Source organism: Daejeonella oryzae DSM 19973 (genome assembly GCF_000422945.1).
GTDB lineage: Bacteria > Bacteroidota > Bacteroidia > Sphingobacteriales > Sphingobacteriaceae > Daejeonella > Daejeonella oryzae.
The window spans coordinates 87,579-99,970 of record NZ_AUHA01000003.1 but is presented as its reverse complement, the minus strand read 5'-3'; the positions used below and the strand labels follow the sequence as shown (position 1 = coordinate 99,970).

The window sequence follows — 12,392 nt, the reverse complement described above, 5'->3', positions numbered from 1 at the left end:
CAATCGATTCAAACAATAAGATAAATATTTTAATAGTAGAGATTATGGAAATTGCGAACCTATTGCCTGAGCATTGGAATGATGTTAAAAAAATATACGAGGAAGGAATAGCCACCGGCAAAGCAACATTCGAGATCAATGCGCCCGACTGGGATAGTTGGAATCAGACACATTTACCACAGGGACGTTTTGTGTGTATCAAAAACGACGAAATATTAGGTTGGACTGCTCTTACTGCGGTTTCAGGAAGATGTGTTTATGCCGGTGTTGCCGAAGTAAGTATATATATATCGGAAAAAGTCAGAGGTGAGGGATTTGGAAAACTATTGCTTAATCACCTGATCACTGAAAGCGAAAAGCATGAAATATGGACCTTGCAAGCCGGTATATTTGCAGAAAATACAGCGAGCATTCGCTTACATGAAACATGCGGTTTTCGCACTATTGGCTACCGGGAAAAAATCGGGAAATTAAATAATGAATGGAAAGATGTTTTCCTGTTAGAAAGAAGAAGTAAAATTGCAGGGACTAAATAAGAACAGAGTATCACGCTTTAGTAATTTTGAATATTAGCAACTTCGGCATAAAACCGAATGGGTTATATTAGGCGTAACTATTTAAATTCTTAATATGAATGCAGATCGATAGAGATACAGCTTCAGCACTTAAATTAAATCCGATGAAAACTTACTATGATCCCGCCGACCTTAAAAAATTTGGAAATATCAGCGATTTTCAACCTGAACTGGCAAAAAAATTTTTTGATTATTATGGCGAAGTTTTTAAAGATGGTGCTTTAACGGCAAGAGAAAAGTCATTAATAGCCCTGGCGGTAGCTCATACGGTTCAATGCCCATATTGCATTGATGCATATGCCAGCGATTGTCTGGAAAAAGGTTCAAATGAAGAACAGATGATGGAGGCTATTCACGTTGCCGCCGCCATACGCGGCGGAGCTTCACTCGTTCATGGCGTACAGATGATGAACAAAGTGAAAGAACTATCCATGTAGTTTGCATATTGTTCCAAAGTAGTTGGAAGCTAACTCATATCAAAATTCCTACTTTTAATTTTTTAAATCCCAAATGAAAAGCCTTCAGGCATCACATAATCCTTTATCTAATTCATTTATTCAGCTGGAAGTTTTGAATACCGGCGATGAAACGATTTCTTCACTTCCCAAATTCAGTGAAAAATTAAGAGCGCTTGGCTTGTTTCCTTTAAAGCCATTGAATATTAACACCCTGCAGATTAATGTGGGTAAAATGTGCAACCAAACCTGCAAGCATTGCCACGTAGACGCCGGTCCGGACCGAAAAGAGATCATGACCAGGGAAACAATGCAGCAATGCCTCGATATTTTAGCTTCCACATCCATTCAAACGGTTGACCTTACAGGCGGCGCTCCGGAGATGAACCCGGACTTCAGATGGTTTGTAGAGGAAATCAGCAAATTGGGGCGTAAAATCATTGTAAGATGCAACCTCACTATAATTGTAGCGAATAAAAAATATAATGATCTGCCCGAGTTTTTTAAAACTCACCGTGTAGAAGTCATTTCCTCTCTCCCCTATTATTCATCGCACAAAACAGATGCGCAACGCGGAGAAGGAGTTTTTAATGATTCTCTTAAGGCATTGCAATTATTAAATGCAGCCGGTTATGGTGTGGAGGGCTCGGGTTTAATTCTTAACCTGGTATATAATCCTTCCGGTGCGTTTTTACCACCTCCGCAGGGATCTTTAGAATCCGACTTTAAACGTGAATTAAAGCTGCGGTTTAATATCTTTTTCAATGAGCTTTTCGCAATTACCAATTTACCTGTAAGCCGATTTTTAGATTATTTAATGGTAAGTGGAAATTACGATGGATATATGGAAAAGCTGGTCAACTCCTTTAATCCGGAGGCGGCTCAAAACGTAATGTGCCGCAGCATGATATCTATTGGCTGGGATGGTTATTTATATGATTGCGATTTCAACCAGATGCTTGATCTGAAGATTAATCATGGCTTGCCCGATCACATTAAAAACTTTAACACAGAACAATTAAACCAGCGGGAAATTGTCATCAACCAGCATTGCTATGGTTGTACAGCCGGTGCCGGTTCAAGCTGCGGAGGTGAAATAGTTTAATGGAGGCTCTGATTATTTTTATAAAAAATCCTCTGGAAGGAAAAGTAAAAACGCGGCTGGCCGTCGGAATTGGAGATAAAAATGCTCTTGTCATCTATAAGTATTTACTTGATCATACCCAAAAAATAAGTTCGGACATTTCGGCCAAAAAATATTTATTCTATGATGAAATAATCGATTTTAAAGATAACTGGCCGGAAACTATATATGAAAAACACGTTCAAAGCGGCAGTGATTTGGGCCTTCGCATGCAAAATGCATTTAATCTCGCATTTCAGAATGGTCATAAACAGGTAGTGATTATTGGCAGCGATTGCATAGATCTGGATGCTGCAACAATCACAGAAGCGTTTAAAAAATTACACACACGCGATTTTGTAATTGGTCCGGCGCTTGACGGAGGATATTATTTATTGGGAATGAAATCGCCTGAACACATCCTGTTTGAAAACAAAATATGGAGCAGCTCTACTGTGGCCGCTCAAACACTGGAAGATATTAATCGCCTGCAAAAAACCTGTTATATTTTACCTTCATTATCAGATATTGATACAATTGATGATTTAAATGAGGAATTAAAAAACCTAATCAGATAAGTTATGGATATTCAGCAGATCACTACCTACGATGTATATAAAGCTGCAGCAGAAAATCCTGAAAAAGGATTATGCTGTACAACAACACCTGTATGGAAATTACCAGATCTTACAGTTCCCTCCAGAATGCTGGAAATGAACTACGGTTGCGGTAGCACGGTAAACCCCAGAGATCTTTCGGGAAACCCAGGCATTTTATATGTAGGAATCGGGGGCGGAATGGAGTTACTTCAATTCTCTTACTTCAGTCGTAAAAAAGGCGCAGTAATTGGAATTGATGTGGTAGAAGAAATGATTGATGCCTGCAAAGCCAATCTGGTAGAAGCAGAAAAATCAAATTCCTGGTTTAAATCAGAATTTATTGATATCCGCAAAGCGGATGCGCTAAATCTGCCATTAGAGGACAGTTCAATAGATGTAGCTGCACAAAATTGTTTGTTCAATATTTTTCGTGATGATGAATTGCAGCAGGCACTAAAAGAAATGTATCGTGTTTTAAAACCCAACGGCAGATTAATATTATCAGACCCGACTTGCGAGCAGAACATACCAGCAAACCTGAAAAATGATGAAAGACTTCGGGCATTATGCCTATCGGGAGCCTTGCCTTTAAACGAATACATTAAACGATTAACAGATATAGGTTTTGGAACCATCGAAGTACGGGCCAAAAGGCCTTACCGGATTCTGGATCCGATTCATTATGAAACGGATGAACTGATCTACATTGAAAGCTGTGAGATCTGCGCCATCAAAGATCCGGTTCCCGCAGACGGACCCTGTGTTTTTACAGGAAAAACAGCCATTTATTATGGCGATAATTTTTTTGATGACGGAAATGGTCACACATTATTTTCCAATCAGCCCTTAGCAATTTGTGATAAAACCGCGGCAGCTTTAAGCGCTTTAAATCGCCAGGATATTTTCATTTCTAGTTCTACCTATTTTTATGATGGTGGCGGCTGTTGCTAACTAAGCTCTATGTTGACCATCAATTGACTTAATCCGGATATAAAAAAGACTTAAAGCTGTATCTTTGTGCTTCAAAAATTTTGACTAAGCCGGTAATACGTTAAGTATTGAGGAGATTTTAAAACTGAAATGAGTAAAAAAGGGAGAATTCTGGTGGCCATGAGTGGTGGTGTTGATAGTTCTGTTGCAGCAGTAATGCTTCATGAGCAGGGATATGAAGTAATCGGCCTTACCATGAAAACCTGGGATTATGCATCTGCAGGTGGCTCTTCTAAAGAAACCGGCTGCTGCAGCCTGGATAGTATTAATGATGCCAGAGCTTTATCGGTAGGCTATGGCTTTCCGCATTACATATTAGACATCCGGGATGAATTTGGAGATTTTGTGATCGACAATTTTGTGGATGAATATTTAGCCGGAAGAACCCCTAATCCATGTGTTTTATGTAATACCCATATTAAATGGGAAGCTTTACTGAAGCGTGCCAATAAGCTGGATTGCGAATTTATTGCTACAGGCCATTATGCCAATATCCGTCTTCAGGATACGGGACGTTATGTAATTTCAAAAGGAAAAGACGAACATAAAGATCAATCCTATGTTCTTTGGGGTGTGTCCCAGGAAAATCTTTCGCGAACACAATTTCCATTGGGAAGTTTTGCAAAATCAGAAATCCGACAAATGGCAAAAGATATGGGGCAGTTTGATCTGGCTAACAAATCTGAAAGCTACGAAATCTGCTTTGTTCCGGATAATGACTATAGAGCATTTTTACGCAATAAAGTAGAGGATCTGGATGAGCGGATCGGTCCCGGAAATTTCATGCTCAATAACGGAACTGTTGTAGGTAAACATAAGGGTTATCCTTATTATACTATAGGACAGCGTAAAGGATTAGGAGTGGCTTTTGGACACCCTATGTACGTTACCCGCATTTTGCCGGAAAGCAACACTGTAATGTTGGGTACAGAAAATGAATTAGAGCGTACAGATGCTATAGTGAGAAATATTAATTTGCTTAAGTACGAAAATATTAATGAGCCGCTAGAGGCAATAACCAAGATTCGTTATAAAGATGCCGGTGCAATGAGTACTCTTATTCAGGAAGGAGATCGGATGAAGGTTAATTTTCATCATGCGGTGTCGGGAATTGCCCCCGGGCAATCGGCTGTATTTTATGAAGGAAACGACCTTTTAGGAGGCGGATTTCTTGTCTGATTTATAGATCCTTTTAGTGCATAAAAAAACACTCAAATACCCTCAGGATTCTATTTTTAAAATAAAATCCGGAAGGTATTTTTATAATTAATTGAAGTGAATTAAACTACTTTTTGCTGGATTTACGTGTCCGTTCGGCCATGTTGATCTCCCCGTCTTCTACCCGTACTTTGATCATATTTTTTTCGTTTTCCATATTCACTACCCAAATATTCCGCTCATCCTGCTTTACGTTAAAAGCAACAACTATTTCATAATCAGGATATTTTCTTTTCACCAAACTGGAAACATCTTCGGGCAAATCTTTTTCGTATCCATACGCTATCTGGTAAATAATATTTCCGTTTTTCTTAAAAACAGCCTGATTTTTCATGTCATTCATAAGAAATCTGACCAGATAGTTTTTGTTGGCCGCGTACCACTTAGGATCTTCGGCTTCCTTAAAGGTAGTTTTAAATGCCTCATCAACTTTCTCCGGCACATTTCCGGAAGTAACAGTTACTTCGGGCAAGAGTATCTGTGCCTGTGAAACATTTATTAGCATGAAAGATAAAATGATTACTCCGCATGCAGCAACAATTATTTTTTTCATAACGGTAAAATTAAATTAAAAAGTAAGTTATAATGAAGTACAGAATTTACACAAACAGCAAAATTTTGAGCGAAAAAAAATTTAGTGCATCAGTAAATATAAGTAGACCGGAAGGTTGAAAATCTATGTATGAATTTAACGTATTATTATCATTATTAAAAGCCGGTTTTTAAAATAAACAAAGTATGAACAGTTATTATCACACTCTCTTTATAATGGAATTATTCTAAGAATTTAATGAATTTAAAATATCTCTAAAAAATTCTTCTTTAATTACTCAAAAACAATCAACTTGCGGCACACTTCTAAGCTTATTAAACCGTTGAAGGAAATTGCAAGACTAAGAATTATTATTTGCCAAAACGTATATGAAATTAAATATTCCAAGCATTTTACTACTATCAATTGCTTTCTTATCCTCCTGTTCTTCCGTTTATCTTCCCAATGTTCCGGATTCACCAATGCTTACAGAGCAGGGTGAATTTCATGCCGCTGGTCATATTTCTTTAAAAGGAAACATCAGTGTAAATTCTGCCTATGCGCTTAGCGATAATATCGGTGTTATAATGAGCGCTTCCACAATGGATAATAATCGGGTTAATAAAGAATTCAATCACCAGATGCTGGAAGCAGGTATTGGATACTTCACTACTTTCGGATCTCAAAAAGACAGAATATTTGAAGTATATTCAGGCTACGGAAAAGGAAACAGCGACCGGATGATTAAAGACAGAACCGATGAGGGCGTACTTTTCTATGATCGCCAGGAAACAAAATTCAAAAAATATTTTGTCCAGGTAAATTACAGTTCTAAGGATAAAAAAAATCTAAAATTGTTTGGGAAGGCTTACCCGCTTAATTATGGAACTGTTTTGAGGGCAAGTTATATAAACATGACTGAATTTATTAGAAGTGGTGTTTTGCAGCCTACTGAAGATAATATTTTCCTTGAGCCGGTATTCTTTACCAGAATGGTTATCAACCCAAATATTCAGCTGCAATATACCAGCGGAAGTAATATTGGTTTAAAAAATCGCAAATACCTCACTGCAGGAAGTTCTGTTTTCAGCTTCGGGGTAATTGTGAACCTGGGAGGTAAAAATTAATTTGGTTTTTTAAGCCATCCCTTTAAAATTTCTGTGCGGATAAAAAATGTACTATTACGTCTCCAAAATCCTGATTCACTTTTTAAATCCATTTATCTGGATTCTTATTTTCCTGATCCTTTCATTTGCCTTATCTAATAAAGTATTAAAAAAAAGATTCCTGATTCTGTCTACCGTCATCTTTATCCTTTTTAGTAATAAATTCCTGTTAAAGCAGTTTGCGTCCCGCTGGGATATTGAGGCTTCAGCAGTTGATCATAATAAATTATACAGTTGCGCAATTGTTTTGGGAGGAATGGCTTCTGAAGACAAAAACGCCAATGGCTTTTTTAATGGAGCATCAGACAGGTTTATACAAGTAGTTAAGTTAAAAACTACTAACAGAGTTTCAAATATCTTTGTTTCCGGAGGAAATAACAGCTTAAATCCCAGTTCATGGATAGAGAGCACCTGGGTTATTAACGAGTTAAAAAGTTTAAATTTCCCGGACAGTATTTTATTGAGCGAAACCCGGTCACGCAATACATTAGAGAACGCTGCATTAACCAGGCAGACATTAGAGGGTAAAAACTTAAAACCTCCCTATGTATTAGTCACCTCTGCCTTCCATATGCGCAGAGCACTGCTCATTTTTAAAAATGCAGGCATAGAGGTAATACCCCATCCCTGTAATTTTTCTACTAAAGGAAAAATTTCAGTAGAAGATTTTATACCCTCACTGGAAGCATTGGGCACCTGGCCTACCTATATCAAAGAAATTTTCGCCTACTCCATTGTCCGCGTAAAATCCCAATAATCACGGTTAAAAATTGCCCGGCGTTTTCACCGACACAATTCTGCTGCTTACCGAAATGATCATGTTGCCTGCCAGTTTGATATTTAACAGGCAGTTACTACATGTTACATTTGATCATAATTAAAAACAACAAATTATGAAAGCATTAAATATCCTCACAGCAACATTATTATTATTCTCTTCAAATGCGATAGCAGATAATAATTTCGGGAAAGAACTTAAACGAATTAACAATTTCAAAGCGCCTTCCATAGAATGGGGTAATCCCGAAGATGTGAACTCCGGATCGGTTGAATCTCTGAAACATATCAATCTGACAATTCCAGCTCCGGAAATGACCTGGGGTAATCCGGAAGATGTGAACTCCGGATCGGTTGAATCTCTGAAAAATATCAATCTGGTAATTCCAGCTCCGGAAATGACCTGGGGTAATCCCGAAGATGTGAACTCCGGATCGGTTGAATCTCTGAAAAATATTAATCTGACAATTCCAGCTCCGGAAATGGCCTGGGGTAATCCCGAAGATGTGAACTCTGTATCGGTTAAATCTCTGAAAAATATCAATCTGACAATTCCAGCTCCGGAAATGGCCTGGGGTAATCCCGAAGATGTGAACTCTGTATCGGTTAAATCTTTGAAAAATATCAACTAATAATTGCGGTTTCTGCTATTGAAACAAAAAATTAAATCCTGCTAAGAATGCAGGCTATGTCTCAAAAACAATAAAAAAAATCGATTACTTAGTGTTTAAAATACACTTATCTGATTATGCTCGTATTCATTTGTAAACAAGCAGGATAACAGGAAAAAATAATATACTTTTGCAATTAATTAGTTGACAATAGTATATTTTACTGAATGGATTCACCTGTACCCTCTCTTGCATATTCAAAAAAAACTTTACGGATAACTGTAGGTTTAATGTTTTTTCTAACAGGTCTTTGTTTTGCAAGCTGGGCCTCACGTATAGCAACCATACAACAGGAACTTGGACTTTCTGAAGCCGCATTAGGCGGGATTCTATTTTCTCTTCCGGTAGGTTTAATGCTTTCATTACCCATTTCCGGGTGGCTGATATCCGTAATCGGAAGCCGCAGGCTTTTGGTTGTATCTCTAATTTTATATAGCATCACTTTATTGAGCCTTGGCCTCGCCCAGAATGTTTTCATGCTCATCTTTTTTCTTTTTCTCTTCGGATTTTTCAGCAACGGCGTAAATATTTCTATTAATACGCAAGCCGTAATGGTCGAAAAAGTTTATCAGAAGCCTATTATGGCATCATTTCACGGACTTTGGAGTCTGGCCGGGTTCAGTGGCGCCGTAATAGGTTCCTTTATGATCGGGAAAGGTGTAACACCATCCCAGCATTTTTTTATCATCATGGCATTAATTATTGTCATGGTAGCAATCGGTTTCAGATTTCTTAAGAAAGACAGCGGAGTTCCTGCCGGACAGCCAATATTTGTTAAGCCTGATAAATCATTAATGAGTTTGGGTTTGATTGCATTTTGCTCTTTAATATGCGAAGGAGCAATGTTTGACTGGAGCGTAGTGTACTTTAAAAAAGTAGTTGAGGCAGAAGGTGCCTGGATGGGAGCCGGATATACCGCTTTTATGGGCACTATGGCTATGGGGCGTTTTATGGCCGATTGGTTTTCAGGTCGTTTTGGGACAAAGACAACGCTCCAGATCAGCGGGGCTTTAACAGCCATCGGTTTATTAATTGCTGTAATCTATCCACAACTACTTTCAGCAATTGTAGGTTTCTTACTGGTTGGAATCGGAGTTTCTTCTGTAATTCCATTGGTTTACAGCGCAGCTGGAAAATCCAAAGTAATGTCTCCGGGTATGGCCCTTGCAGCAGTTTCTACCATCGGATTTCTGGGTTTTTTGTTAGGTCCGCCATTAATTGGATTAATAGCCGGAGCAAGTAGCTTAAGAATTTCATTTGCATTAATGGCATTTATGGGCTTTTGTGTAATCCTGGTTTCTAACCGCACTAAATTCTAAAACTTATTGCCGGGTTAATAGCCTTTAATAGATTGATTTACAAGCATTGAATCGCATTCGCGGATGGTTTAATTGTTTAACCGATTCATTTCCGCCGCTTACCGAGTTGTTCAGGCTTCCGGCCTAAATGCCATTGCCTGCGTTTTGTTTGAGGAGTACATTTGATCATACAAATTACTTAAACAAAAAAACAAAGCCATGAAAACTCTTAAATCACTAATCGCCGCATTACTAATATTTGTCTCTTATACTTCATTCGCAGATGGAAAACCAGCCGGAGAACCGGGTAAAAAAGCAAGATTTGCAAAATTAATTTTGCCGGCTATGCCTGTAACAATTGGAAGTCCCGATGATATAAATTCTGAAGCTGTTGAAGCTCTAAAAAACATCAAAGCAAATGGCTACGAAAATGACACAGCGGTTTCAAGACCCGATGGAACTCCCGTAAAATCATCTTCCAATTTAAAACTGACAATTGCAGCTCCAGAAATGATATGGGGAAATCCTGAGGATGTAAATATCGAATCTATCAGATCATTGAAATTCTTAAAGTTCCCTGCTCCTGAAATGATTTGGGGAAATGCTGAAGAGCTGAAATCAGAATCTGTTGAATCATTAAAATATCTTAATTTCCCAACAGCGGATATGAATTGGGGTAGCCCTGATGATGTTCATTCGGATACGGTAAAATCTTTAAAATACCTCAACTTTTCATTACCTGAAATGATTTGGGGAGATCCGCAGGATGCAGAAGCTATAGCTGAAAGGTTATTTAAAGATTTAAACTAAAAAAATCAGGTATTTCTGCAGATACCAAAAGGTGTTCAGAATGACAAAAAAAATTATTCAAGTCATCCCAAACACCGAAAGCAGATTTAAACTTCAATAAATTCAGGTTTATTGGCCAGTATAGAATCAAGTTTTGCCATAATTTTTTCATCCAGCAAAGGCACTACTTCCAGAGCTGTTAAATTTTCTTTTAACTGCGCAGTTTTTGAAGCTCCTAAAATAACAGTACTTACATTGGGATTTTTAAGGCACCAGCCCAGAGCAAGTTTTACCAGGGAAATATTTAATTTATCAGAAATCTCCTTTAGCCGATCAACTTTTTTCAAATTGGCTTCCACCAGTAACCTGTCTTTTAACCAGGCGATACTTTCCATATTAAAACGTGTATCCTTTGGATTGGCATTATTATATTTTCCGGAAAGAAGCCCCGAAGCCAGCGGACTCCAGATGGTAGTACCCAAACCAAAATCGCGGAAAAGCAACAAAAACTCCTTTTCCATTTTCTCACGCCAGAACATATTATACTGAGGCTGTTCCATGCTTGGAGGAACCAAATGATTTTTTTCGGCAAAATAAAAAGCCTGCATAATTTCAGAAGCACTCCATTCAGAAGTTCCCCAATACAAAATCTTTCCCTGCATCACCAGCTGGTGCATGGCCCAAACAGTTTCTTCAATTGGAGTATTCTGATCGGGACGGTGGCAATACAATAAGTCCAGATGATCTAACTGAAGCCTTTTAAGGGCATTATTAGTTCCTTCAAACAAATGCTTGCGTGATAAGCCAATCATATTGGGTTTTTTCTCCTCAGCGCCAAAATAAATCTTGCTCGAAACGATGTAGGAGCTGCGATCCCAGTTTTTCTTTTTGAGAATTTTGCCCATTACAATTTCCGATTTACCGCCGGCATAACCTTCGGCATTATCAAAAAAATTAACCCCGCTTTCATAAGCGATATCCATCAATTCTTCGGCTACTTTATCTTCAATCTGATTTCCAAATGTTAACCAGCTGCCCAGTGAAAGGGCACTAACCTGCAAGCCGGATTTACCTAAGCGTCTATATTCCATAATTTTAATTTTCTAAGTGAATGTTCATAGCCAGAGCTTAAAATTAAGATTTGTCTTTGTATTTGTGATTACTGTTTTATTAAAAATCCGATTAAATAATATGAATGATCTTTCTGTAAACTTCCTCAAAAGGCTATAAACCATATCCGGCAAGGATTATAAAACAAGTAAAAAATTACGATGTTTATTGATTAAAACTAATACAATGACCAGAGTTACATTTGCCGTGTTTTTCTCCGGTATTTATCTGATGTTGTTCCTGCTGTCTCTTTATTTGGAAAACCTTCCATTACTATCAATCCTGTTTTTACTCTCACCGATAATGTTGCTGTATCTGATTTATTCGGTTATTCGATATGGGAAGTACAACGGCAGAGAGCTGGAGAAAGATGAAGAATGGGCTTATGAAGATATGAATAAAGATCAGCTTGGAACCTGGGGTTAATTAAATCTTAAATGAGTTAGATTCAATCAGATTACTGGCTGAATGATTAATGCTGGTATAATATTTCTTTTAAAGCATAAGTTTCTTGCGTTAAAAATCATCTAATGTTATTCTAAAAAGTCCAAATCGGGTAAAATTTCAACATGAACAATTTTACATAGATTAGCTTCACTAAACCCTGTAGAACATATTGTTAAACTAACTTCATCATAAGACCAATATGAAATCCACCTTTAAAAATATTTTAGCGGTTATTGCAGGTTGCATTATTGGAAGCGTAGTCAATATGGGAATTATTCAGGCAAGCGGTTCAATCATTCCGCCACCTGAAGGTGCTGACATAACCACTATGGAAGGATTAAAAGCATCAATGCATTTGTTCCGGCCAAAACATTTTTTAATGCCATTTTTAGCGCATGCTCTTGGAACATTCTCAGGGGCATTGCTGGCCGCTCTAATTGCGGCAAATCATAAAATAAAAATTGCATTAGGAGTTGGTTTCTTTTTCTTAGCCGGAGGAATTGCAAGTGTATTTATGCTTCCTTCACCAACCTGGTTTGCTATTGTAGATCTGGTGTTTGCCTATTTACCCATGGCTTACATTGCCGGAAGAATGATTATAAAAAAGGGGTAAATAATAAATTTATAAAGTTTAATTATTTC

The 12,392-nt window shown here is 37.8% G+C and carries 15 protein-coding genes; 13 read left to right on the top strand and 2 right to left on the bottom strand.

The features are described from left to right. Window positions 1–44 precede the first annotated feature (44 nt). The 6 genes from G521_RS0107900 to mnmA all read left to right on the top strand — a co-directional run bounded on the left by G521_RS0107900 (window position 45) and on the right by mnmA (window position 4,921). On the top strand, window positions 45–536 hold the full coding sequence (locus tag G521_RS0107900; protein WP_026898060.1) for a GNAT family N-acetyltransferase: 492 nt from the start codon (window positions 45–47) through the stop codon (window positions 534–536). Window positions 537–634: 98 nt separating this feature from the next. Then, window positions 635–1,012 (top strand): arsenosugar biosynthesis-associated peroxidase-like protein, encoded by a 378-nt coding sequence (locus G521_RS0107895; RefSeq protein WP_245580849.1) that lies wholly within the window; start codon window positions 635–637, stop codon window positions 1,010–1,012. 73 nt (window positions 1,013–1,085) lie between these two features. Then, entirely contained in the window at window positions 1,086–2,135 is a 1,050-nt protein-coding gene (arsS, locus tag G521_RS0107890; RefSeq protein ID WP_026898058.1) for an arsenosugar biosynthesis radical SAM (seleno)protein ArsS, read from the top strand. Then, window positions 2,135–2,731, top strand: coding sequence for a TIGR04282 family arsenosugar biosynthesis glycosyltransferase (locus tag G521_RS0107885; protein WP_026898057.1), 597 nt, complete (start codon window positions 2,135–2,137; stop codon window positions 2,729–2,731). The genes arsS and G521_RS0107885 overlap by 1 nt, the downstream gene beginning before the upstream one ends. A gap of 3 nt (window positions 2,732–2,734) precedes the next feature. Then, on the top strand, window positions 2,735–3,703 hold the full coding sequence (gene arsM, locus G521_RS0107880; RefSeq protein ID WP_026898056.1) for an arsenosugar biosynthesis arsenite methyltransferase ArsM: 969 nt from the start codon (window positions 2,735–2,737) through the stop codon (window positions 3,701–3,703). Between the two features lie 129 nt (window positions 3,704–3,832). Beyond that, window positions 3,833–4,921 (top strand): tRNA 2-thiouridine(34) synthase MnmA, encoded by a 1,089-nt coding sequence (mnmA, locus tag G521_RS0107875; protein WP_026898055.1) that lies wholly within the window; start codon window positions 3,833–3,835, stop codon window positions 4,919–4,921. 106 nt (window positions 4,922–5,027) lie between these two features. Here mnmA and G521_RS0107870 read toward each other — a convergent pair whose 3' ends face one another. Continuing rightward, window positions 5,028–5,513: a hypothetical protein gene (locus tag G521_RS0107870; RefSeq protein ID WP_026898054.1), complete on the bottom strand. Its 486-nt coding sequence runs from the start codon at window positions 5,511–5,513 to the stop codon at window positions 5,028–5,030. A 368-nt stretch (window positions 5,514–5,881) separates the two neighbouring features. Here G521_RS0107870 and G521_RS0107865 point away from each other — a divergent pair, with 368 nt between their 5' ends. From G521_RS0107865 to G521_RS0107845, 5 genes are all read left to right on the top strand, one after another. After that, window positions 5,882–6,619, top strand: coding sequence for a hypothetical protein (locus G521_RS0107865; RefSeq protein ID WP_026898053.1), 738 nt, complete (start codon window positions 5,882–5,884; stop codon window positions 6,617–6,619). Window positions 6,620–6,665: 46 nt separating this feature from the next. Then, on the top strand, window positions 6,666–7,415 hold the full coding sequence (locus G521_RS17755) for a YdcF family protein (RefSeq protein ID WP_051189602.1): 750 nt from the start codon (window positions 6,666–6,668) through the stop codon (window positions 7,413–7,415). Window positions 7,416–7,551: 136 nt separating this feature from the next. After that, on the top strand, window positions 7,552–8,067 hold the full coding sequence (locus G521_RS0107855) for a hypothetical protein (protein ID WP_026898052.1): 516 nt from the start codon (window positions 7,552–7,554) through the stop codon (window positions 8,065–8,067). Window positions 8,068–8,273: 206 nt separating this feature from the next. Beyond that, complete coding sequence (locus tag G521_RS0107850) at window positions 8,274–9,425, top strand: MFS transporter (protein WP_026898051.1); 1,152 nt, start codon at window positions 8,274–8,276, stop codon at window positions 9,423–9,425. A 198-nt stretch (window positions 9,426–9,623) separates the two neighbouring features. Further along, window positions 9,624–10,214: a hypothetical protein gene (locus G521_RS0107845; protein ID WP_026898050.1), complete on the top strand. Its 591-nt coding sequence runs from the start codon at window positions 9,624–9,626 to the stop codon at window positions 10,212–10,214. A gap of 86 nt (window positions 10,215–10,300) precedes the next feature. Here G521_RS0107845 and G521_RS0107840 read toward each other — a convergent pair whose 3' ends face one another. Continuing rightward, window positions 10,301–11,284 carry a potassium channel beta subunit family protein gene (locus G521_RS0107840; RefSeq protein WP_026898049.1) on the bottom strand — a complete coding sequence of 328 codons (984 nt, stop codon included), beginning with the start codon at window positions 11,282–11,284 and terminating at the stop codon, window positions 10,301–10,303. Window positions 11,285–11,489: 205 nt separating this feature from the next. Between G521_RS0107840 and G521_RS0107835 the strand changes: the two genes are divergently transcribed. Together G521_RS0107835 and G521_RS0107830 are read left to right on the top strand one after the other, a co-directional pair. After that, window positions 11,490–11,729, top strand: a complete 240-nt coding sequence (locus G521_RS0107835) for a hypothetical protein (RefSeq protein ID WP_026898048.1) — start codon at window positions 11,490–11,492, stop codon at window positions 11,727–11,729. 220 nt (window positions 11,730–11,949) lie between these two features. Continuing rightward, window positions 11,950–12,363, top strand: coding sequence for a hypothetical protein (locus G521_RS0107830; protein WP_026898047.1), 414 nt, complete (start codon window positions 11,950–11,952; stop codon window positions 12,361–12,363). Window positions 12,364–12,392: the final 29 nt, after the last annotated feature.